Raw genomic sequence first — 23,541 nt, 5'->3', positions numbered from 1 at the left:
CATCGCCGTGCCGGCAGCTACCCCACTTCTGGACACGATCGACCTGCCCGAGGACCTCAGGCGCCTGCCCGACGCGGCGCTGCGCCAGCTCGCCGATGAGCTGCGGCAGGAAACCATCAGCGCCGTCTCGATCACCGGCGGCCATCTCGGTGCGGGATTAGGCGTCGTCGAACTGACCGTCGCGCTCCATCACGTATTCGACACGCCGCGCGACCGCATCATCTGGGACGTCGGCCATCAGGCCTATCCGCACAAGATTCTGACCGGCCGGCGCGACCGGATCCGCACTTTGCGCAAGCCAGGCGGTCTTTCCGGCTTCACGCGCCGCTCGGAGAGCGAATACGACCCCTTCGGGGCCGCCCATTCCTCGACCTCGATTTCCGCCGGTCTCGGCATGGCCGTTGCCCAGACGCTCGACCATGCCGCCGGCAATGAGGCAGGGGGCAAGCCGCGGAACGTTGTGGCCGTCATAGGCGACGGGGCCATGTCAGCGGGGATGGCCTATGAAGCGATGAACAACGCCGGCGCTATGAACGCGCGGCTCATCGTCATCCTCAACGACAATGACATGTCGATCGCGCCGCCGGCCGGTGCCATGTCGGCCTATCTCGCGCGCCTCGTCTCCGGCGGCACTTACCGTTCCATCCGTGAAGTGGGCAAGCAACTTGCCCGCCACCTCCCGAAGTTCCTCTACGAGAAGGCGCAACGCGCCGAGGAATTCGCACGCGGATTCTGGACCGGCGGCACGCTTTTCGAAGAACTCGGCTTTTACTATGTCGGCCCGATCGACGGCCATAACCTCGACCATCTCCTGCCGGTGCTGCGCAACGCCCGCGACGCGACCTCCGGGCCAATTCTCGTCCATGTGGTCACCCAAAAGGGCAAGGGCTACGCGCCAGCTGAGGCCTCGGCTGACAAGTACCATGGGGTCGGAACCTTCGACGTCGTCACCGGTGTCCAGGCGAAGCCCAAGAGCAACGCGCCCGCCTATACCAAAGTCTTCGCGGAGAGCCTGGTTGCTGCGGCCCGCGCGGATGAGAAGATCGTCGCCGTTACCGCCGCAATGCCGTCAGGCACCGGGCTCGACCTGTTCGGACAGGTCTTCCCGACGCGGACCTTCGACGTTGGCATCGCGGAGCAGCATGCCGTGACCTTCGCGGCGGGCCTTGCTACGGAAGGCTACAAGCCGTTCTGCGCCATTTATTCGACCTTCCTGCAGCGCGCCTATGACCAGGTGGTCCACGACGTCTCCATCCAGAAGCTGCCGGTGCGCTTCGCTATCGACCGCGCCGGGCTCGTGGGGGCCGATGGCGCGACCCACGCCGGCTCCTTCGACATCGCCTTCCTCGGCTGCCTGCCTGACATGGTGGTGATGGCAGCTGCCGATGAGGCGGAACTCGTGCATATGGTCGCAACCGCCGCTGCCTATGACGAAGGACCGATCGCCTTCCGCTATCCGCGCGGTGACGGCGTGGGCGTCGATATGCCGGACAGAGGCGTCCCGCTACCGATCGGCAAGGGGCGCGTTCTGCGCGAGGGCACGCGCGTCGCGCTGTTGTCGCTGGGCACGCGGCTCGCCGATTCCCTGAAGGCAGCCGAGATTCTCGAGGCGCGCGGCATCTCCACCACCGTCGCCGACGCGCGTTTCGCAAAGCCGCTCGATCTGGAGCTGATACGCCGGCTCGCACGCTCACATGAATGCCTCGTTACCATCGAGGAAGGGTCGGTCGGCGGCTTTGGTGCCTTCGTGCTGCAGAGCCTTGCCAGCGAAGGCGCGCTCGACCGCGGCTTGAAGGTACGCACCCTCACGCTGCCGGACATCTATATCGACCACGGCAAGCCGGAAGCGATGTATGCGGATGCCGGCCTTGATGCCGCAGGCATCGTCGCCCAGGTCTTCGCCGCGCTTGGGCAGGCCGAGGTGGCGCGCAGCGCGTGAGAATGCGGTGATGGCGATCAACCTCATGGCGTTCGCATCATCCTAGCTTGCAAATATCTTGCCTCGATCCCCATTCTTCCTCTCCGGCGCGAGGAAGAAAACCATGGCCCTCAATATCAAATCTGCTGAAACCGAGCGGCTGGCCCGCGAGGTAGCGGCTCTGACGGGCGATACGATCACGGAAGCGGTGCGCAAAGGCCTTCTGTTGCTGCAGGAGGAGGCACGTTCCGCACGCAAGGCCGAGATCGAGCGCAAGATGCAGGCGATCCGGGAGATTCAGGAGCGCGTGCGGAAGCTTGGCCCAATTCCGAAAATCACCAAGCGCGATTTTGACGAGCTCTGGGGCGAACTCGACGAAGACAACGATGCTGATCGTCGTCGATAGTTCGGCCTTTCTCTCGATACTGCTGGGCGAGCCCGACGCGGAACAGATCGCGGGGTTACTTCACACTGCATCGCAAAAGATTGCGCCCTCGGTCACGATCTATGAGACGCGGACGGTGCTTTTGCGTCGCGCTGACCGCCGATACCTCGATCCATTTGAGAACTTGCTCTCCATAGCGGAACTGAGGCAGCATGCATTCGACGAACGCTAGGCCGACATAACCAGTCAGGCTTACGCGCGTTTCGGCCGTGGCTCCGGCAGCCCCGCGAAGCTCAATCTGGCAGACTGCGCGTCATACGCCCTCGCCATATCCCTCAATGCCCTCTTGCTTTACAATGGCAATGATTTCGCACAGACGGATGTGCGCTCCGCGCTTACGGACTGATAAGCATATTCGCGGATAGTGGCGCGATCGAACGAATGGTTCTGAACCGCACCGCAACGGCCCGATGGCCCATCATGAACGAGACACCATGAACGCGTGGCTCCGCTCCCTCGCGGTCTATACGGACCCGCGCATCATCGCGATACTATTCCTCGGCTTCTCGTCGGGCCTGCCGCTCTCGCTCGTCTACGGCACGCTGTCCGCCTGGTTGGCAGAGGCCGGCGTGTCGATGACCATGATCGGCTTGTTCTCCTGGGCCTCGACGGCCTACGGCTTCAAATGGCTGTGGTCGCCACTGGTGGACCGTCTGCCGATTCCTGTGCTCACCGGCCTGCTCGGCCAGCGCCGCGCCTGGATGATTGTCGCGCAGGCGCTGACGGCGCTGTGCATGATCGGGCTTGGCTCCAGCGATCCCGCGCACAATCTCCTCGCAACCGCCGGCTGGGCCGTGGCGCTGGCCTTTGCCTCCGCGACGCAGGACATCGTCATCGACGCCTACCGGGTCGAGAGCCTGAAGGAGAAGGAACTTGGCGCCGGCGCCGGCAATATCGTGCTCGGCTACCGCCTCGGCATGATCGTCTCCGGCGGCGGTGCGCTGGTGCTGGCGGAGCTCTTCGGCTGGTTCACCGCCTATGCGGCGATGGCGGCCTTGATGGGGATCGGCGTGATCACCGTCCTCTTAAGCCGGGAGCCGGCGCGCCCGGACGTCGAGGAAACCTCCCTATCGGCCGATCCGCTGGGGTGGATTCGCAGCGCCGTCGTCGCACCGCTCGCCGATTTCGCGCAGCGGCCGCATTGGCTCGCGATCCTCCTCTTCATCGCGCTCTACAAATACGGCGACGCGCTGATCGGCGTGATGGCCAACCCGTTTTATCTCGCGGTGGGCTTCACCAAGGCGGAGATCGGGCTCGTCTCGAAGTCCTATGGCGTCATCATGACGATTGCCGGCGGCCTCATCGGGGGCGTCGTCGTCGCGCGGCTCGGGATCATGCGCGCGCTTCTGATCTGCGGCATCCTGCAGGCGGCCAGCAACCTCGTTTTCGTCGTCCAGGCCATGGTCGGCGCCAATCTCTCGGTCTTCATCGTGACGATGAGCGTCGAGAACCTGGCCGGCGGCATGGGAACGGCGGCCTTCGTTGCCTATCTCTCCTCACTCTGCAATGTTGCCTATACGGCGACACAATATGCGCTTGTCAGTTCCTTCATGGCCTTCACGCGCACCATCTTCGCCTCAGGCGGCGGTTGGCTCGCCGATCAGGTGGACTGGACGACTTATTTCCTGATCTCGACCGCGGCCGCCCTGCCTGGCCTTGCACTGCTCCTGTGGATGATGCGAGCCTTCCCAACCAGCGAGACGGCGGGCATGGCGCCAGGACGCGCCTGAGCGATCATGACAGGCGACAATCATGGGCGGTGAGAAGACAAGAGCCGACAAGCTCTTGGTGGAACGAGGCTTCTTCGAGACGCGGGCGAGAGCCCAAGCCGCCATCGCCGCGGGCCTGGTCACCGCCGATGGCGTCACCGTGCGGAAGTCCTCAGACAGCCTCGCGCCGGATGCAGCGATCACCGCGAGCGCGCCGCATCCCTATGTATCGCGGGGCGGCGTGAAGCTCGAGGCGGGACTGGAAGCCTTCGCCCTTTCGCCGACCGGGAAGATCTGCCTCGACATCGGCGCTTCGACGGGTGGTTTCACGGAAGTCCTTCTCGGCAGGGACGCCTTGAAGGTCTATGCCGTCGACGTGGGTCACGGCCAGCTACATGCGAGCGTGGCGGCAGATCCGCGTGTCGTCTCCCTGGAAGGAACCGATGCGCGCGGCCTCACACCTGCGGAGATTCCTGATTCCATCGGCTTCATTGTCGCCGACGTCAGCTTCATCTCGCTCCGGCTCGTGCTGCCGCCCGTCCTGCCCCTTCTCGCCGATGACGCAGCGCTCGTCGCGTTGGTCAAACCGCAGTTCGAGGCCGGCCGCGCCCATGTGGCGAAGGGCATTGTGCGTGATCCCGCCATCCATGCGCGCGTCTGTGACGACATCGCGGATTTTGTCAGCGGGCTCGGCTTCGATGTATTGGGGCTGATCCCCTCGCCGATCGCCGGCGGCGATGGCAACCGTGAATTCCTTATCGGCGCGCGCCGGAGATAGCCATGACGACGAGCCTCACCATCGTTCGCCTGGGGCGGCGCGGCGACGGCGTCGCCCTGCATGAGAACGCCCCGGTGCATGTCCCTTTTGCGCTGCCGGGCGAATCCGTGTCCGTCACGATTGACGGCGATCGCGCCGAAGTGGCCGCGGTGAACGAGACTTCGCCCGCGCGGCGCATGCCCGAATGCACCTATTTCACCCATTGTGGCGGCTGCGCGACCCAGCATATGGACGAGACACTCTACCGCCAATGGAAGCGAGAGCTTCTGCTCGCGGCGCTGGCACGGGCCGGGATAGAGACACCGGTCGAGGACCTCATCGACGCCCATGGAGAGGGCCGGCGGCGCGTCACATTCCATGCGCGGCTCGTGGATGGCAAGGCGGCCGTGGGGTTCATGGCAGCACGCAGCCATACGCTTGTCGCGATCGACCATTGTCCCGTGCTCATGCCGGGCCTCGCGCGCGCCCCGGCTGTCGCCAGAGCGCTCGCGGCAGCGGTCGGCGTCCGGAAACCTCTCGATATCCAGCTCACGGCAACAAGCGGCGGACTCGATGTTGACATGCGCGGGCTCGGGCCGGCGCGCGATAAAGAGCGCTTAGCGCTCGCCACGCTCGCGGGGCACCTCGATCTCGCCCGGTTGGCGTTGCATGGAGAGCTTATCGTCGAACGCCGGCCGCCCGGCGTCGCGATGGGGCGCGCGCTCGTGGTGCCGCCACCCGGCAGCTTTCTCCAAGCGACCGCGAAGGGCGAGGAGACACTGGGGCGGCTCGTCAGCGAAGCCTGCCAGGGCCGGAAGCGCGTCGCCGACCTCTTTGCAGGGTGCGGTCCCTTCGCGCTACGCTTGGCCGAGCGCAGCACCGTCCATGCGGTCGAATCGTTTGCGCCCGCGCTCCAAGCGCTCGACAAGGCGGTTCGTGGCGCCCAGGGTCTGCGCCCCGTCACCACGGAGGCCCGGGACCTTTTCCGCCGCCCGCTGCTGCCGCTGGAGCTCAACCGCTTCGACGCAGTGGTCTTCGACCCGCCCCGCGCCGGTGCGGAAGCGCAGGTTCGGGAAATCGCGGCCAGCAAGGTGAAGCATGTGATCGCCGTCTCCTGCGATACGCAGACCTTCGCGCGGGATATGTCCACCCTGATCGCCGCAGGTTTCTCCCTTCAACGTGTGATACCGCTGGACCAGTTTCGATATTCTTCGCATATGGAAATCGTCGGAGTGCTGAAACGCTGAACAGAGGCTGTAGCGGATGGACAACGCGAGTGTGATCGAGGCTTTGACGGCGGTTGTCGGCGCATCCTATGTGCTGACAGCGCCTGAGGACATGGCCCCGTTCCTCCACGAACCCCGGGGACTCTTCCACGGCACGGCGCGCGCGGTCGTCAAACCGGCCTCGACGACTGAAGTCGCCGCCGTCATGCGGCTCGCCAATGATCTCGGCCTCGCGGTCGTGCCACAAGGCGGCAACACCGGCCTCGTCGGTGGCCAGACGCCGGACGCGAAGCGTCCAGCAATCGTGCTGTCATTGCAGCGGCTCGATCGCATCCGCGAGGTGGATGCCCTCACCGATACGATCACGGTGGACGGCGGGGTCACGTTGCTCAGGGTGCAAGAAGCGGCTGAAGCGGCGGACAGGCTCTTTCCCCTGTCGCTTGCCTCGGAAGGCTCCTGCACCATCGGCGGCAACATTGCGTCCAACGCGGGGGGCACGGCGGTGCTCGCCTATGGCAATACGCGTGACCTCGTGCTGGGGCTCGAGGTGGTGCTGGCCGATGGGCGCATCCTCAATACCCTCGGCAAGTTGCGCAAGGACAACACCGGTTACGACTTGAAGAACCTCTTCATCGGGTCGGAAGGCAGCCTCGGCATCGTCACCGGCGCTGTGCTCAAGCTGTTCCCACGGCCACGTCAGCGCATCACCGTGTTCTGTGCGATCCCCTCCCCCGAGGCCGCCGTGCAGCTGCTCGCACGGGTGAAATCCGAGATCGGTTCCAGCCTGACGACTTTCGAGATCATGCCGCGCATCGGCATCGAACTCGTGGTGCGGCACGCCCCCGGGGCGCGTGATCCGTTCGCCGAGCCGCACCCCTGGTATGTGCTGCTGGAGCTGTCATCCCAGATCGAGGGCGACCTTGACGCCAAGCTCGAACATTCGCTTGGTGGCGCTATTGAGGATGGTCTCGTCCTGGACGCCGTGCTTGCGAGCTCGCTGGACCAGCGTCTCGCCTTCTGGGGCTTACGCGAATCTCTCTCAGAGATACAGGGCCGCGAAGGCGGCTCGATCAAGCACGACGTCTCGGTACCGATCGCTGAAATTCCCGTGCTGATCGAGGAGGCCAGCGCCGCCGCCGAAAAGTTGATTCCCGGCATCCGCCCGGTTCCTTTCGGCCATATCGGCGACGGCAATATCCATTTCAATTTCAGCCAGCCTGTCGATTGGGACAAGCAAGCGTTCCTCGATCGCTGGCACGATCTCAACGAAGTCGTTCACGCCATCGTCATCCGCCATGGCGGCTCGATCTCCGCAGAGCATGGCATCGGGCGCCTCAAGCGTGCGGCGCTGCCTGCCGTGAAGGATCCTGTTGCCATGGAACTCATGCGAACATTGAAGGCCGCGCTCGACCCGGCCGGCATCCTCAATCCAGGTGTTATCGTTTAAATCTGAGATCGTTAGCGGCACTGGCTGCGTGACATCACGCAGCCGTGTCCGCGACGCAATCACCTCCATTGATAGGATGGGCCCTCTCCCCAGCGTGGCTTGCAACCTAGCCACCCCTATTCATGGTGTTGCGTGTCATGCGTATTTTACCCTCGGTTCTAGCGGCGGTTTTCCTGATGGCCGCAGTTGTCCCGGCTTTGTCGGCGCCGGAAGGCCGGCGCAAGGCCGCAGCTGTAACGTCGCCGACCTTTCAGACCGAGACTTCCCTGAAGCCTGACACCTCCCGACGCGGAAAGGCGAGTGAACCGTCAAAATCGGCAACCACCCAAGGCGGCAACCGGAAAGGCGCGCCGGGCGCGTCAGGAAACATCACCTGCCAGCTAGAGAAAATCTGCCAGGCAATGAAGCGGCCCGTGCGGGAGGTGGTCACCGTCTGCTCCATGATCAAACCCTCGCCCGATTCACCCCCGCGGCGGCTCTGCACGGAGAAAGTCGCGAGCGGAGAACGCGCGGGACCGGAGCTCTGTCGCTCGACGAAAATCTGCAAAGTGCGATAGGCCGTTAACCTGGTCTGCTGAGAAAGTGAGTCACGGGCACCGCGTGGAACGGCGGGAAAACACGCGAAGTGGCGCGGATTGATTCAAGCCCGCTGCCTATCCTCCTCGCCTGCCAGCATAATTGGCGCCAGCATCTCGTATCACTATCAAAGCCCGTCCGCGGCCTGCGCCGGCGAGACAATCCCGTGAAAACCTTTCATTAACCATAAAAATCAACCATTTGCATTGGGCCGCGCAGACATCGATTCAAGCGATTCCGCTTGCGGCGGCATCAAGCGCGTTGAGACGAGCCGGCTTGCGTTCCTCATCCGCCACGCCGATCGGCCGCTACAGCCAGCGCTTCCAGCGAAAGAAGAGATAGGGCGCCACTGCCGCTGCGATCATGACGCCGATAGCGAGGGGATAGCCGAACTCCCAATGCAGCTCAGGCATGATCTGGAAATTCATGCCGTAGATGGACGCCACGAGGGTCGGCGGCATGAAGATGACGGCCACCACCGAGAACAGCTTGATGATGTTGTTCTGCTCGAGGTTGACGAGGCCGAGCGACGCATCGAGCAGGAACTGGATCTTGTTAGACTGGAAAGTCGCGTGTTCCTCCAGCGACTGGAGATCGCGAAGCGTCGTGCGCACCTGCTCCCTGAGCTCCTTCGGCGCCTTCGTCGTCCGATAGCTTGCGGAGAGGAACAGGAGCACACGCTCGATCGACACCAGGCTTTCCCGGCTCATCGAGATCAGCGTGCCATAGCGACCGAGAGCCTGCAGGGTGTCGTAATAGTCACCCCTCTTGCGCACCGTGCCCGGCGCTTTCTCGAAAATGTCCTGCGAGACGCGATCGATGCGGTCGGCCGTCGCTTGCAGAACCTCGGCGGCCCGATCGATGACTGTTTCCAGCAAGCCGACGACGATGGCGTCGGCCGTCGGCCCGCATCCGCCCGGCCGTGACGCGCGATTGGCGAACATGGCGAACGCCTTCGGCTCATCATAGCGCACTGTCACGAGCGCGTTGTCCTTTACGATGAAGGTGACGCCGGCCATCTGGGGTTCGTTCGCGACATTGAACAGGAGACGCGCCGTCATGTAGCGCGCGCCGTGTTCGACATAGAGCAGCTCTGAAGGCTCAATGTCCTCCATATCCTCGCGGGTCGGAATCTCGATGCCGAGATGCTGCTCCACGAGTTTATCCTCGACCGAAGTCGGACTGACCAGGTCCAGCCAGAGCGTACCCTCAGGGACAATACCATCGGCCGGCACGACACTGCGCTCCAGCCGCATCTCGACATCACGGGCAAAATCCTGCGGCGCTCTGTAGGCTATGAGCATGGTCTCTCCCTGGCTCGCGTCGGCCGGCGTGAGGACACGGAACACCTCCGGCGCCTCGCTCCATCAGCGCAAGCCCGGCTTTATCTGATCGTCTATCACATCTCTCTATATTCGATATGTGACAAGTATCTGCGGGCCTGGCGCTACCCCCGTCCCTCATCGCAAGGAGGGGAGGTGTGTCCCACGTCGAGAGCTCGGGGAAACGGAGCGGGCTCTATCCGCTTCTCGCGGCTGCTCCTGGCGGCCTGACTCATGCCGCCACTCCGTCTCTCGCGGGGAAGGTAAGAAGCGAGGTTATTCTAGGGGAACAAGACCGTCTCGCTCTCCCCGAGCACGCCGGCACCCCCCATGACATCGGCCGCTAGGGCATCCGCTCCGATCGTGACATGGTCCGCGAAGAAGCGCGCGAGGGCCGCATGGGCGGCGCGCTCCGGCGCATCATCGGCGTCGGCGAGCGCGATATCCGCGAGCGACGCCAACCCCTGCACGATGGCGAACAGCCTGAGATACGGAGTCGCGCCTGCGAGCGCGTCGTCAGTCCGCCCGCTCTGCAACGCAGCAAGCAGATAGCTCGTTGCACGATCCAGACTTTCGGCCGCACCACGCAAACGCGCCGCCGTCCCGCCGAACTCCGGGCGATTGGCGGCAAGGAGCCGTGTGACGGTGCGACGGACCGCGGCAATCCGGGCATGAACGGCCGCCCCATCAGACTGGCCGATCTTGCGGGTGACGAGGTCGATGGCCTGAATGCCGTTCGTCCCTTCATAGATCATGGCGATACGAGCGTCGCGAAGGTGCTGGGCGGCCCCCGTCTCTTCGATATAGCCCATCCCGCCATGAACCTGGACGCCAAGCGACGCGACTTCGAAGCCGACATCGGTCGAGAAGGCCTTTGCGATCGGGGTCAGCAGCGAGGCAGTCTCGTGAGCACGCTGGCGTTCGACCATGTCCGGCGCCAGCCTGGCACCATCGAGCGCGCTCGCCGTGAGATAGCAGATGGCACGTGCGGCCTGCGTGAGCGCCTTCATCGTCATCAGCATCCGCCGGACATCGGGAAAGGCGATGATCGGCGCGGATTGCCCCGCCGGCGTGTCCGGACGACGTCCCTGGCGACGCTCGCGGGCATAGGCGAGCGCCTGCTGATAGGCCCGCTCGGCCACGCCGACGCCCTGCACGCCCACGGCAAGGCGCGCGTTGTTCATCATCGTGAACATGCAAGCGAGGCCGCGGTTCTCTTCCCCGACGAGATAGGCCGTGGCGCCGCCTTTGTCGCCATAGGCCATGACGCAGGTCGGCGAGCCGTGAATACCGAGCTTGTGCTCCAGGGATTGGCAGACGACATCGTTGCGGGCGCCGAGGCTGCCGTCCGGGTTCACGATGAACTTCGGCACCAGGAACAGCGAAATGCCACGGTTGCCGGGCGGAGCGTCCGGGAGCCGCGCGAGCACCATATGGACGATATTGTCTGTGAGATCGTGATCGCCGTAGGTGATGAAGATCTTCGTTCCCGTGATGCGGTAGCTGCCATCGGCAGCGCGCTCCGCCCGCGCCTTCAGGGCGCTGAGGTCTGTGCCGGCCTGAGGCTCGGTGAGGTTCATGGTGCCCATCCACTCACCTGACACGAGTTTGGGCAGGTAGAGCCGGCGCAATTCAGGCGTGCCGTGAATGTCGAGCGCCTCGATGCCTGCCGCCGTCAGCGTGGGGCCGATGGCGAAGGCCATGGATCCGGAGTTCCAGAGCTCGAGACAGGCGACCTGCACGATCATCGGGAGGCCTTGCCCACCCCATTCCTCCGGCGCGACAAGGCCGTTCCAGCCGCCCCTCGCCCAGGCGCGATACGCATCGCGCCATCCCGGCGTGGTTACGACACCACCGTCGAGCAACCTCGCCCCATCAGTATCGCCCGTTCGATTGAGCGGCGCGATCACCTCCTCTGCGAACGAGCCTGCCTCACCGAGGATCGCCTCGACAAGATCCACCGACAGTTCGCCGTAAAGACCTTCGCGAACAGCCACGTCCAATCCCGCAGCGTGCCGCATGGTGACCATGATTTCTGACAAAGGCGCGCGATAGGTCATTGGATGCCTCCCTCCGGCATTCGGTGCCCCAAGCTTTTCGACGTCTCTTCAAACCGCCGAAATGCTCGAGCTGCTTGCTTGATCGCATTTTCCTTCACGCGCAAACCGATGCCCACTTCGCTCGAAATGCTCTATGGCTTGACGGAGGCGCGGGACGCCGCGTAAGCCCCCACTTCATATCATGACAGCAGTTGCAAAAGTGAGAAGCGGTCCATGGCGACGAGCGTCCCCCCTGTCGCAACGGAATGCCTAGTAGCTGACGCGGCCGGCATCGCCCGCGCGACGAGTTTTCTGAAGGCGGGGCGGCTCGTCGCCTTTCCGACAGAGACCGTCTATGGGCTCGGAGGCGATGCGACCCAGGGCGAGGCCGTGGCCGCGATCTATGCGGCCAAGGGCCGCCCGCGGTTCAATCCCCTGATCTCCCATGTTGCCGATTTCACGGCAGCCCGTAAGCTCGGCCAGTTCAACGCGCTCGCCTGCAAGCTCGCTGATGCCTTCTGGCCAGGGCCGCTGACGCTTGTGGTGCCGCGCACGCCGGATTGTCCCGTGTCCCCGTTGGCGAGCGCTGGCCTCGACAGCATCGCCATCCGCATTCCGGCCCACCCCGTGGCGCTCGATCTTCTGCGCGCTGTCGGACGCCCGCTGGCTGCGCCATCCGCCAATCCCTCAGGCGGCGTGAGCCCCACGACGGCGGCACATGTGTTGGGCGATCTCGATGGCGTCATCGCCGCCGTGATCGACGGCGGCGCGACCGTCGTCGGTCTGGAATCGGCCGTTGTGTCCTGCCTGGAGGACAGGCCCCGCCTTCTGAGACCGGGCGGGACCAGCCGTCGTGCGATCGAGGAGGTCTTGGGCATGGCGCTGGCGGAGCGTGAAGAGACCGACGGGACAGCGCCACATTCCCCAGGCCAGCTCGCCTCGCACTACGCGCCCCATGCGAGCCTGCGGATGGACGCGACGACCATTGCCCCCGGCGAGGCGGTGCTTCTTTTCGGGAGCGGGAGACCCACTGGGCTGGAGCGCGCAGCGATGATCCTGAACCTCAGCGAGAGCGGCGACCTCATCGAGGCTGCGGCCAATCTCTTTTCCTACCTGCGCCATATCGATTCGACGCGGCCGACGATCATAGCCGTCGCCCCCATTCCTGATCATGACTTGGGCGAGGCTATCAATGACCGGTTGCGGCGGGCTGCCGCCCCCCGCTGACCTTCGCAGATAAGACAATGGCCGAGACAAGCCCGGCCGTCATCGGCTCACACTCAACGTGCAATCAGCCCGCGAGCTTGGCGGCAATCGTGGCGACGTGGCGCCCCTGGTAACGGGCGCCATCGAGCTCGACGGCAGAGGGCTTGCGGCTGCCATCGGCGCCTGCGATGGTCGAGGCGCCGTAGGGCGAGCCCCCCTTGATCTCCTCGAGGCCCATCTGCCCAGCGAAAGCATAGGGAAGCCCGACAACCACGAAGCCGTGGTGCAGAAGCGTCGGCAGGAACGTCAGGATGGTGGATTCCTGGCCGCCGTGCTGGGTAGCGGATGATGTGAAGGCCGAACCGACCTTGCCTACCAGCGCGCCCTTGGCCCACAGCCCGCCGGTCTGATCGATGAACGCTCGCATCTGGGAGGCAAAGCTGCCGTAGCGGGTGGGCGCACCAAAGATGATCGCGTCGTACTCGGGCAGTTCAGCGACGGTGGCGATGGGGGCCTGCTGGTCAAGCTTGAAACCGGCGCCCTTGGCGACTTCCTCCGGCACCGTTTCCGGCACGCGCTTCACGACCACGTCGGCACCCGCCTCCCGCGCGCCCTCGGCCACCGCTTGGGCCATGGTCTCGATATGGCCGTAGGAGGAGTAGTACAGGACAAGAACCTTCGCCATCACTCGATCTCCGTGATCGTCTGTCACTCTTCGGCCAGCCGCTGCAGAGCTTAACCGGCGACCTCTGCCGGGAAGATATACCTTCTAGCTGTGCAAGGCGAAGCCCGAAACTCGCAAGACCAACATTGCACCAGCGCAAAGTCAGTCGCCTTTCCTGTGCTCCGCCGTGTTCAAGCTGGCTGCGGCCGGGACACCGCGCGCTCCTTGATCGGCAGGTTGATCACGGCTGACGCGACGCCCAAGGCCACGGAGAGCCACCAGACGACCGCATAGGAGCCAAAGCCTTCGTAGAGCACGCCGCCCAGCCAGACGCCGAGGAAGCCGCCGACCTGGTGGGAAAAGAAGGCAAAACCATAGAGCATCGCCATGTATCGCGAGCCGAACATCAACAGGACGAGAGCCGACGTTGGCGGCACCGTGGACAGCCAGAGCAGGCCCGTAAGGACACCGAAGGTGATTGCCGATGCGGGCGAGGCCGGCAGCATGATGAAGGCGACAGTGACGACCGAGCGCAGGAGATAGATGAGCGATAACAACCAACGCTTAGGCATGCGTGTCGATAGGTAGCCGGATGACAGCGAACCGACCACGTTGGCAAGGCCGATGGCCGCCAGCGTCCAGCCTCCCACCCACGCAGCGAGCCCAACATCCTCCAGATAGGCCGGCAAGTGGACCGTGACGAACGCGAGTTGGAAGCCACAGGTGAAGAAGCCGAGGACGAGCAGAACATAGCTCGGATGACGGAAGGCCTCAGATAGGGCTTGGCGGACCGATTGGCCGGGAACGGATGCCGTCCCGGCGGCCGGCGCCGATCCGCGCGTTGCCAGCGCCATGGAGAGCGGCAGGATCGGCAGGAGGCTGCCCGCGAAGATGAGCAGCGTTGTCTGCCAGCCGAAGCTCTCGATGAAGAAATGTCCGAGCGGTGGGTAGAGAAACTGGCCGAACGACCCTGCCGCCGTGCCGGCTCCGAAGGCCATTGGCTTCCAGCGGTCGGGCAACAGCTTGCCGAACGCGCCGAGCACCAGATTGAACGAGCAACCGGACAGCGCGAAGCCTATCATGACGCCGGCGGACAGGTTGAGCATGCCAGGCGTCGAGGCCTGCGTCATCAGCACCAGTCCCAGCACGTAGAGAATGGTACCCACGAAGAAGACGCGCACGATGCCGAAGCGATCGGCTATCGCGCCCGCAAAGGGGGAGCCAATCCCCCAGAGCAGATTCTGGACGGCGAGTGCGAGGCTGAACACCTCGCGTCCCCAACCGTAGTCCGTGCTCATCGGCAGCAGGAACAACCCGCTAGCCGCGCGAGGGCCAAAGGAAATGAGCGCGATCAGACATCCTGCCAGAATGATCATCTCCGGCGCGACCGGACGTTTGGCCGCGGAGGTCCCGGCAGTCGAGGGTGCTGTGGCCATGGATCGTTTCCCGAAACCCGACTGGGCTGACTAGACCAGATGCGCTGGAATGAACGCATCCGGGATGCAGATAATGTGATTATCCCGAACGGCACTCAGCATGTTCGGGAGCCGCCTAGTGACACGCGACAGGCGTTTCGCCCCGAGCTTCGGATCGTCCAAATCCGGGGGCGAAGCGCGGACAGAACTTACCGCCGCATTTCGTATCACGACAATGAATAATTATTACGTGAGGCATCATCGATACCGATGCATGGCCTTGCGGGCGCCACTTTGGAAGAGGCCTTTGTCCGCCGGGCGGGGCTTGGGAAATACTTGGCGAAACGGATGAAAATCGCGGCTTGGATTGAACTTGCCCCTTCAAAGTGGGACCGCACGGGCCAATATCCAACGGACCGGGTGTCGCTCGCAGCTTGCGCCGCCAGCATGGCACCTGAGCACCAGCCGCATAAGAACGAGTTGTTTGCCTCTGGAAAATATCGAGAGTGAGTGCTACAATCCTTATGCTCGAAATGAGCATAATAGGGCGACAAAGAGGGTCGTCAGGACTTATTAGTCGGCACATATGCTCAAATTGAGCAAAAGGAAACGCCAATGACCGGCCATGTTGCAACTCGGATCAACGTCTCCTCCGAGGCCAAGGTCACTTCCAGCGCCAAAGCGGCGTCCGAAGCCAAGGTCGCAGCGCGCCGCTTTCCCCCGGTCGCGGTGCCGGATCTGACCTATACGCCCGCGGTCGAGGCTGCGACCGCTCATCTCTACGAGCGCGTCAAATCGGTGATCCCCCCGGTCGAGTGGCCGTTTTTCGCGCCCTACGTGAAGGCCATTAACGAGCTCAAGAAGGAGCGCAACGCGGTCATCCTGGCGCATAACTATCAGACGCCGGAGATCTACAACTGTGTGGCCGACGTGGTGGGTGACTCCCTGCAGCTCGCACGCCTTGCCGCCAAGGCCGAGGCGGATGTGATCGTCCAGGGCGGCGTGCATTTCATGGCCGAGACGTCCAAGCTCCTCAGCCCCGAGAAAACTGTCCTGATCCCGGATGCGGCAGCGGGCTGCTCGCTTGCTGAATCCATCACAGGCGCCGATGTGCGCCTGCTCAGGCAGCGTTATCCCGGCGTGCCGGTCGTCGCCTATGTCAACACCTCGGCAGAGGTGAAGGCGGAGGTCGACATCTGCTGCACATCCTCCAATGCCGTCCAGGTGGTGGAGAGCCTCGGCGTCGACCGCGTGCTCTTTGTGCCAGATCAATATCTCGCAAAATACGTTGCATCCCAGACCAAGGTCGAGATCATCGCCTGGAAAGGCGCCTGCGAGGTGCATGAGCGCTTCACCGGCGCGGAACTGCGCGCCTATCGCGACGCCGACCCCTCCGTCAGCATCATCGCGCATCCGGAATGCCCGCCTGACGTGATCGCCGAGGCGGATTTCGCCGGCTCGACGGCCCATATGATCGACTGGGTGAAGACCAATCGCCCGCGCCGGGTAGTCATGGTCACGGAGTGCTCGATGGCCGACAACGTCGCGACCGAGACGCCAGGCGTCGAATTCGTGCGGCCGTGCAATCTCTGCCCGCATATGAAGCGGATCACCCTGCCGAAGATCCTCGACAGCCTGATCCATATGCGCGAGGAAGTGATCATCGAGCCCGAGCTCGCCGCCCGCGCGCGCCGGTCCGTCGAGCGGATGGTCAACCTCAAAAGCTGAGCGCGCGCGACGCCCGGAAGCGACACGGCCCGTAAACGGTTGGAACGCAAGGCTTGTCGGGGCCTGATCCCTCCCCGCTGGGGGAGGGTGATCCGAGCGAAGCTCCGAGCCGGTTGGGGACACCACCGTCGCAGCTTCGCTGCGCCACCTCCCCCTTCAGGAGAGGATCACGCCAGTGCATTTCCCCAGGTGCTTACACTGGCATCAAGACGGCCGCTGTCATCAGGCTAGCGGTTAATCTACCTCTTCCCTGCGCGGGAAGAGGGAAGCGGGGTGACCCGCTATCGAAAGGCAGATCATGTCCCAGCCCGATATCGTCATCATCGGTGGCGGGCTCGCCGGCCTCTTCACGGCCCTTAAGCTCAGCCCTCTGCCCTGCCTGGTGCTCTCGCCGCGCTCCCTCGGTGAGGGAGCGGCGTCGGCCTGGGCGCAGGGTGGCATCGCGGCAGCAATGGCGGAAGGCGATAGTCCGGAGAGCCATGCGGCCGATACCATGGTCGCCGGCGCTGGCCTCGTGGACGAGGCAGCCGCGTTGTCGCTGGCGCAGGAAGCCCCCGAGCGCATCTTTGAACTGCTCGACTATGGCGTACCCTTCGATCGTGACCTGGAGGGCCGCCTTCTGCAATCGCGGGAGGCCGCACATTCCTTTCGTCGCATCGTGCGTGTCGGTGGCGACACCGCGGGTCAGGCCGTGATGCAGGCGTTGATCGCGGCCGTCCGCAAGACGCCTTCGATCAAAGTTCTGGAAGGCTTCATTGCCGAAGACCTGGTCGTGATTGATGGACGCGCCAGCGGGGTCTTCGCCCGCGGGGAAGGCGGCGCGGCGGACAGGGCCACGTTCTTTCCGACACGCGCGGCCGTGCTAGCCACCGGGGGGGCAGGACATCTTTACCGCGTCACGACCAATCCCCCGGAATCGAACGGCATCGGTCTCGCCATAGCCGCGCGCGCCGGAGCAGTGGTCGCGGACACGGAGTTCTTGCAGTTCCATCCGACCGGCATCGACATTGGCCGAGACCCCGCACCGCTCGCGAGCGAGGCGATCCGCGGCGACGGCGCTGTGCTGATCAACAACGCCGGCGAGCGCTTCATGCTGCATCTGCACCCGGATGCGGAACTCGCCCCGCGTGATGTCGTGGCGCGCGGTGTCTTCGCGGAGATCGCCGCCGGTCGAGGCGCCTTCATCGATGCGCGCGAGGCGCTCGGCCGTCATTTCGCGGAGCATTTCCCAACCGCTTACGCGGCCTGCGCCAGCGTCGGAATAGACCCGGCGGTCCAGCCGATCCCGATCGCGCCTGCAGCCCATTACCATATGGGCGGCGTCGTCACCGACGCGCAGGGTCGCACGTCGCTGCCTGGTCTCTGGGCCGCGGGAGAAGTCGCCTCCACCGGCGTCCATGGCGCGAACCGCCTCGCCTCGAACTCACTCCTCGAAGCTGTCGTTTTCGGCGCTCGCGTGGCGAGCGATCTCAAGGGGCTGGATGCGCCGGCCGCGCCGAGCGTCGTACCGCTGCGGCAGCCACGCCCCGGTATGCCGACCACCCGCGACAGGGAAGCCATCGCGCGTCTGCGCGCCGTCATGCAAACCGATGTCGGCGTTGTCCGTGACGAGACCGGGCTGAAGCGCGCGATTGCCACAATCATGGATATCGATGCCAGCGCGGAAAGCATCATGCTGGCGCATATGGCGACAGCCGCATTCCTCGTAGCCGCCCCGGCGCTCCTGCGCCAGGAAAGCCGTGGCGGACATTTCCGCGCCGATTTCCCACAGACGGATCCGGCCTGGGCGCGCCGCACCATGACGACGCTCACGGCGCTCGAGACCGTGACCGCGACGGAACTCGGCCTCACCCGCCAGCGCGCCACAGGAGAATGACGACGATGCAGGATCTCGTGCTCAACCCCTTGACCGTGCGCGAAGCGGTAGCCGCGGCCCTAGCCGAGGACCTCGGACGGGCTGGCGACATCACCACCAATGCCTGCATTCCCGCGGGGACGCCGGCCGCCCTTGTCATCGCCTCGCGCGCGACCGGTGTGATCTCGGGTGTTGATTTAGCCGCGGAGGCCTTCCGCCAGATCGACGCCACCGTACAGTTCACGGCCGACATTCGCGATGGCGGACGTGTCGAGGCAGGCACCGTCGTGGCCCGTGTGTCGGGCGCCGCGCGCTCGATCTTGTCGGCAGAGCGCGTGGCCCTCAACTTCATGGGCCGGATGTCAGGCATCGCCTCGCTCACGGCGCAGTATGTGGAGCGCGTGGCCCATACCCGCGCGCGCATCGTTGACACGCGGAAAACAACGCCCTTGCTGCGTGCCTTCGAGAAGCACGCCGTGCGCTCAGGCGGCGGCATGAACCATCGCTTTGGCCTCGACGATGCGGTGTTGATCAAGGACAATCACATTGCGGTCGCCGGCTCCATCGCTGCCGCGCTTCGCGCTGCAAAAGCGCATGCGGGCCATATGGTGAAGATCGAGATCGAGGTCGATACGTTGGCGCAGCTGGTTGAGGTGCTCGACGAAGGCGCCGATGTCGTCCTGCTCGACAACATGTCGCCGTCCCTCTTGCGTCAGGCCGTCGATATGGTCGGCGGGCGCATGCTGACGGAGGCCTCAGGCGGCATCAATCTCGACACGGTCGCCGCGGTCGCCGAGGCTGGTGTGGACATGATCTCGGTCGGAGCGCTCACCCATTCCGCGCCCGTGATGGATCTCGGCCTCGACGTGAAGGTGGGATAAGGTCAGTTTGTTATAACCCTCACCCTTCGCTCTTCCACGCAACACGGCTGTTGCCGTGTTGCTCTCAGCAATGCCAACTCAGCAACAGCCGTGTTGGTTTGAGAGGGGATGCTCACGATTGGCAACGCGGCCGACGTAGGCGGGCCGCCTGCCCCGCCGAGGATTCTGTCCGCGTGTTTTAAGTCTGGCCCGGCCTCAGCTTGTAGAAGATGTGGCGGCCGATGACGTCCATCTTCTTCAGGCGCTTCGCCCAATAGGGGCGCACGTAATCGGCGTGATAATGCGTCGAGCCGCCAACCTCTGAGAGGTAGACCTTGCCGCGCAGCACTTCGCTCGCGACGCGTCGGGCTCGTTGCCAGGGACCCTGTTCGGTGATGCGAAGTGACCTTCCCTCGCAGGCGAAGGAGAACTGGCAGGCCTTGTAGCGGTGGCGGTTCTGGTAGACGACCCCGCAGATGGTCGAGGGATAAAGGCCACTCTTGGCGCGGTTGAGAACGACCTGTGCGACAGCCGCCTGCCCCTGGTCGGATTCGCCCCGCGCCTCGAAATAGACAGCCTCCGCCAGGCACTGTTCCTCGGCGGCGCCGCGAGTGCTGTCGACGAGGCTGGCATAGTTCGGTCGCGAGCCGTCCGCCTTGGCGATGGTGCTCATGTTCTGCCCGCCGTCGCCGCCCAGCGGCGGCAGGGACACCGGTGCCGCCGCAATTTCCATCGGTGTCGCATCAGCCGGCGCCGGTGTCGTGGAAGCAAGCACGGCAGCGCGTGGTGCGGCAGGCGTGGCGCCGTTCTCGCCGACCACGGTGCGCGTACCGCCTGCCCCTGTCACCGTGGGAGAACGGGGCGCCGTCGCCTGTTCCGTCAACGTCAAGTCTTCCGGCGACAACGGCTCGAAAACCAGCATATCCTCATGGGCCGGGATCTCGGTGGAGCCCGGCATGAAGATCGTCTGCGGGAGAACCCGTTCGTTTTGCGAGAAGACAACGTCGAACGGCGTTTGCGGACGGGCTGGCAGCGCGGGCTGGGTGCGGCTCAGCCCTGGGCGCAGGCGTACGAGGGGATCGCCCTTCGCGCTGCGGTCGAGCTGCGGATAGCCGTCATGGGAAGCCTTCAGCTCATCCTTGGGCGGGATCTCCGGCCGAACCGGGCGAATATCGAGGGGCATCTCGAAAGAAAGGCTCGCCGTCTGCAAGCCTTCAATACCCATGCCCGGCAGGGCTATCATCGGCGCGACCTGCCGCGACTGCACGGCCTGGATCAGCACAGCACCATCATTGATGAGCGCGGAGCGGACAGGCGAGAACGCGACTTCGGCGGTGAAGTTCTGGCCGGCGCTGGCCGTGAACGAAACCAGCATGCCGCAAGCAAGCGCCCAGGGAGCAACGGTGCCCAGGGCCCAGGCAGCTCCAATGGTGAGGCTGGATCGACGACGCAAACGCATACCGGTACAATTTCCGCGCTGCGGCAGCCCCTGAGGCCTGCCTTACCAGGTGCGGCAGCCTGTTACCTCCCCACGCATCGGGAAAACGGAAGCCGCGCCATCACGGAAAAAATAATCGCCCGGTAACGTAAAAAGGGCGTTAAGGCCGGGTGCTGTGAATAGCACCCGGCTGGTCCATTTCGGAGCAATCCCGGCCGGGCCTCAGGCGCCCCTCGCCTTCCGGCCAGCGAGGGCCGCCTGCGCGGCGGCAAGGCGTGCGATCGGCACCCGATAAGGCGAGCAGGACACGTAGTCGAGCCCGACCGTCTCGCAAAAGGCGACGGAGGCGGGATCACCGCCATGCTCGCCGCAGATGCCGAGCTTGATGCCGGGACGGGCAGCGCGGCCGCGCTCGGCCGCGAGCTTCACCAGCTCGCCAACGCCCTCGACGTCGATGGTGACGAAGGGATCGGCCGGCAGGATGCCTTTCGCCGTGTAGGAACCGAGGAAGGAACCTGCATCATCGCGCGAGATGCCGAGTGTCGTCTGAGTGAGGTCGTTGGTGCCGAAGGAAAAGAACTCCGCTGTCCCGGCGATCTCGCCCGCCTTGATGGCGGCGCGCGGCAGCTCGATCATCGTACCGACCTGATAGGCGATGGTGACGCCCGTCTCGGCAGCAACCGCCTTGGCCATGGCGTCGATGCGCTCCTTGGTGAGGTCGAGCTCGGCCCTCGTCATGACGAGCGGCACCATGATTTCCGGCGTCACTGGCTGACCTGTCGCCTTGCCGGCCTCCACGGCCGCCTCGAAGATGGCGCGCGCCTGCATCTCGGCGATCTCGGGGAAGGCGACCGCCAGGCGGACGCCGCGGAACCCGAGCATCGGGTTGAACTCGTGCAGTTCATGGGCGCGCGCGTTCAGCTTGGCGACGCTCGTACCTGTGGAGGCCGCGACCTCGGCCACCTCCTCGTCCGTGCGCGGCAGGAACTCGTGCAGCGGCGGATCGAGCAGGCGGATCGTCAGCGGCAGACCCTGCATGATGGTGAACAGCTCGACGAAATCGGCGCGCTGCATCGGCAGGAGCTTCGTAAGAGCCGCACGGCGGCCCGCTTCGTCATCAGCCAGAATCATCTCCCGCACGGCGAGGATGCGCTCGCCGTTGAAGAACATGTGCTCGGTGCGGCAGAGGCCGATACCCTCGGCGCCGAAGGTTCGCGCCGTCTTGGCATCGAGCGGCGTCTCGGCATTGGCGCGCACCTTCATGCGGCGCACCTTGTCCGCCCAGCCCATCAGCGTGCCGAACTCGCCGGACAGCTCTGGCTCGAGCATCTTGACCTTGCCCGCCAGCACCTGACCGGTGCCGCCGTCGATCGTGATGATTTCGCCGCGCTTCAACGTGACGCCGGCCGCGGTCAACGTTCCGGTCGCCCCATCGACACGCAGGCTGCCGGCTCCTGAAACGCAGGGCTTGCCCATGCCGCGGGCCACGACGGCGGCGTGAGAGGTCATGCCGCCACGGGTGGTGAGGATGCCCTCGGCCGCGTGCATGCCATGGATGTCTTCAGGGCTCGTTTCGACACGCACGAGGATGACCTTGCGGCCCGCCTTCTTGGCTTCCTCCGCCTCCTCCGACGTGAAGACGATCTCGCCGGAGGCAGCCCCCGGCGAGGCCGGCAGGCCGGTGGCCAGCACCTTGCGCTCGGCTTTCGGATCAATGGTTGGATGCAGAAGCTGGTCGAGCGCCGCCGGCTCGACGCGCGTCACGGCCTCTTCCTCGGTGATCAGGCCTTCGGCCGCGAGCTCGACGGCGATGCGCAGCGCCGCCTTGGCCGTGCGCTTGCCGTTGCGGGTCTGCAGCATCCACAGCTTGCCGTTCTCGATGGTGAATTCGAGATCCTGCATGTCGCGGTAGTGCTTCTCGAGCAGACCGTAGATGCGCACGAGCTCGGCATAGGCGGCTGGCATCTCCTTCTCGAGAGAGGGCCTGCTCGAGCCGGACGCGATGCGTGCGGCCTCGGTGATATCCTGCGGCGTGCGGATGCCGGCGACCACATCCTCGCCCTGGGCGTTGATGAGGAATTCGCCGTATAAGGCGCGCTCGCCGGTCGAGGGATTGCGGGTGAAGGCGACGCCTGTCGCCGAGGTGTCGCCCATGTTGCCGAACACCATGGACTGCACGTTGACGGCAGTGCCCCAGCTCGCTGGAATGCCATGCAGCTCGCGGTACTTGTTGGCGCGGGCATTCATCCAGGAGCCGAAAACCGCGCCGATCGCCCCCCACAATTGCTCCGACGGGGCCTGCGGGAAGGGCTTCCCCAGCTCCTTTTGCACGATGTCCTTGTAGGTCTTCACGAGGACCTTCCAGTCCTCGGCGGAGAGATCCGTGTCGAGGTCAAGGCCCTTGCGCTCCTTATAGAGCTCCAGCGCCTCCTCGAAGTGGTGATGGCCGACGCCGAGCACGACGTCGGAATACATGGTGATGAAGCGGCGATAGCTGTCCCAGGCGAAACGCTCGTCGCCGGCTGCCTTGGCCACAGCCTCGACGGTCACGTCGTTGAGACCGAGATTGAGCACCGTGTCCATCATGCCCGGCATCGAGGCGCGGGCGCCGGAGCGCACCGAGACGAGCAGTGGATTGGCCTCATCCCCGAAGGTCTTGCCGGTGAGCCCGCCGACATGGGCGAGCGCGGCATCGACGGCAGCCGCGAGGTCCGGCGGATAGCTCTGGCCGTTCTCGTAGAAGTAGGTGCAGACCTCCGTGGTGATCGTGAACCCCGGAGGCACGGGAAGTCCGAGATTGGACATTTCCGCGAGGTTGGCGCCCTTGCCACCGAGCAAGTTCTTCATGCCCGCCTCGCCCTCGGCGCGACCGTCGCCGAAAGTGTAGACCCATTTTGCCATTGCTAGCCTGCCTTCCACACTCGTTACTTCAATCA

Annotated in this window: 18 protein-coding genes; 11 read left to right on the top strand and 7 right to left on the bottom strand. The window is 64.7% G+C overall.

Annotated features, from left to right (window positions below; genetic code table 11):
* Position 1 precedes the first annotated feature (1 nt).
* The 7 genes from dxs (at position 2) to KIO76_RS13690 (ending at position 7,502) form a co-directional block, all read left to right on the top strand.
* Positions 2–1,939, top strand: coding sequence for a 1-deoxy-D-xylulose-5-phosphate synthase (dxs, locus tag KIO76_RS13720; protein WP_213325260.1), 1,938 nt, complete (start codon positions 2–4; stop codon positions 1,937–1,939).
* Positions 1,940–2,042: 103 nt separating this feature from the next.
* Positions 2,043–2,324 (top strand): type II toxin-antitoxin system VapB family antitoxin, encoded by a 282-nt coding sequence (locus KIO76_RS13715; protein ID WP_213323785.1) that lies wholly within the window; start codon positions 2,043–2,045, stop codon positions 2,322–2,324.
* The gene (locus KIO76_RS13710; RefSeq protein WP_213323784.1) at positions 2,305–2,535 is read left to right on the top strand and encodes a type II toxin-antitoxin system VapC family toxin; all 231 of its coding nucleotides are present in this window, start codon (positions 2,305–2,307) and stop codon (positions 2,533–2,535) included. The genes KIO76_RS13715 and KIO76_RS13710 overlap by 20 nt, the downstream gene beginning before the upstream one ends.
* A 262-nt stretch (positions 2,536–2,797) precedes the next feature.
* A complete protein-coding gene (locus KIO76_RS13705) occupies positions 2,798–4,093 on the top strand; it encodes an AmpG family muropeptide MFS transporter (RefSeq protein WP_213323783.1) in 1,296 nt (431 codons plus the stop codon).
* 22 nt (positions 4,094–4,115) lie between these two features.
* On the top strand, positions 4,116–4,850 hold the full coding sequence (locus tag KIO76_RS13700) for a TlyA family RNA methyltransferase (RefSeq protein ID WP_213323782.1): 735 nt from the start codon (positions 4,116–4,118) through the stop codon (positions 4,848–4,850).
* A 2-nt stretch (positions 4,851–4,852) separates the two neighbouring features.
* Positions 4,853–6,076 (top strand): class I SAM-dependent RNA methyltransferase, encoded by a 1,224-nt coding sequence (locus KIO76_RS13695; RefSeq protein WP_213323781.1) that lies wholly within the window; start codon positions 4,853–4,855, stop codon positions 6,074–6,076.
* A 16-nt stretch (positions 6,077–6,092) separates the two neighbouring features.
* A complete protein-coding gene (locus KIO76_RS13690) occupies positions 6,093–7,502 on the top strand; it encodes an FAD-binding oxidoreductase (RefSeq protein ID WP_213323780.1) in 1,410 nt (469 codons plus the stop codon).
* A 250-nt stretch (positions 7,503–7,752) separates the two neighbouring features.
* Here KIO76_RS13690 and KIO76_RS13685 read toward each other — a convergent pair whose 3' ends face one another.
* From KIO76_RS13685 to KIO76_RS13675, 3 genes are all read right to left on the bottom strand, one after another.
* Positions 7,753–7,944 (bottom strand): hypothetical protein, encoded by a 192-nt coding sequence (locus tag KIO76_RS13685; RefSeq protein WP_213323779.1) that lies wholly within the window; start codon positions 7,942–7,944, stop codon positions 7,753–7,755.
* Positions 7,945–8,386: 442 nt separating this feature from the next.
* Positions 8,387–9,382: a magnesium/cobalt transporter CorA gene (gene corA, locus KIO76_RS13680; protein ID WP_249729598.1), complete on the bottom strand. Its 996-nt coding sequence runs from the start codon at positions 9,380–9,382 to the stop codon at positions 8,387–8,389.
* Between the two features lie 299 nt (positions 9,383–9,681).
* Entirely contained in the window at positions 9,682–11,460 is a 1,779-nt protein-coding gene (locus tag KIO76_RS13675; protein ID WP_213323778.1) for an acyl-CoA dehydrogenase family protein, read from the bottom strand.
* A gap of 213 nt (positions 11,461–11,673) precedes the next feature.
* Here KIO76_RS13675 and KIO76_RS13670 point away from each other — a divergent pair, with 213 nt between their 5' ends.
* Complete coding sequence (locus KIO76_RS13670; protein ID WP_213323777.1) at positions 11,674–12,666, top strand: L-threonylcarbamoyladenylate synthase; 993 nt, start codon at positions 11,674–11,676, stop codon at positions 12,664–12,666.
* A gap of 64 nt (positions 12,667–12,730) precedes the next feature.
* Here KIO76_RS13670 and wrbA read toward each other — a convergent pair whose 3' ends face one another.
* Both wrbA and KIO76_RS13660 read right to left on the bottom strand, forming a co-directional pair.
* Complete coding sequence (gene wrbA / locus KIO76_RS13665) at positions 12,731–13,330, bottom strand: NAD(P)H:quinone oxidoreductase (RefSeq protein WP_213323776.1); 600 nt, start codon at positions 13,328–13,330, stop codon at positions 12,731–12,733.
* A gap of 170 nt (positions 13,331–13,500) precedes the next feature.
* Positions 13,501–14,745, bottom strand: coding sequence for an MFS transporter (locus KIO76_RS13660; RefSeq protein ID WP_213323775.1), 1,245 nt, complete (start codon positions 14,743–14,745; stop codon positions 13,501–13,503).
* A gap of 594 nt (positions 14,746–15,339) precedes the next feature.
* Here KIO76_RS13660 and nadA point away from each other — a divergent pair.
* The 3 genes from nadA to nadC all read left to right on the top strand — a co-directional run bounded on the left by nadA (position 15,340) and on the right by nadC (position 19,188).
* On the top strand, positions 15,340–16,452 hold the full coding sequence (gene nadA / locus KIO76_RS13655; RefSeq protein WP_213323774.1) for a quinolinate synthase NadA: 1,113 nt from the start codon (positions 15,340–15,342) through the stop codon (positions 16,450–16,452).
* 298 nt (positions 16,453–16,750) lie between these two features.
* Positions 16,751–18,328: an L-aspartate oxidase gene (locus KIO76_RS13650; protein ID WP_213323773.1), complete on the top strand. Its 1,578-nt coding sequence runs from the start codon at positions 16,751–16,753 to the stop codon at positions 18,326–18,328.
* A gap of 5 nt (positions 18,329–18,333) precedes the next feature.
* Positions 18,334–19,188, top strand: a complete 855-nt coding sequence (nadC, locus tag KIO76_RS13645) for a carboxylating nicotinate-nucleotide diphosphorylase (RefSeq protein WP_213323772.1) — start codon at positions 18,334–18,336, stop codon at positions 19,186–19,188.
* Positions 19,189–19,366: 178 nt separating this feature from the next.
* Here the strand turns inward: nadC and KIO76_RS13640 are convergent, their stop codons facing one another.
* Together KIO76_RS13640 and ppdK are read right to left on the bottom strand one after the other, a co-directional pair.
* Entirely contained in the window at positions 19,367–20,626 is a 1,260-nt protein-coding gene (locus KIO76_RS13640; protein WP_213323771.1) for a cell wall hydrolase, read from the bottom strand.
* Between the two features lie 201 nt (positions 20,627–20,827).
* Positions 20,828–23,506, bottom strand: a complete 2,679-nt coding sequence (gene ppdK, locus KIO76_RS13635) for a pyruvate, phosphate dikinase (RefSeq protein ID WP_213323770.1) — start codon at positions 23,504–23,506, stop codon at positions 20,828–20,830.
* Positions 23,507–23,541: the final 35 nt, after the last annotated feature.

The sequence above is a fragment of the Chelatococcus sp. YT9 genome, from assembly GCF_018398315.1.
Classification (GTDB): domain Bacteria; phylum Pseudomonadota; class Alphaproteobacteria; order Rhizobiales; family Beijerinckiaceae; genus Chelatococcus.
This window is presented reverse-complemented; position numbering and strand designations above follow the sequence as displayed.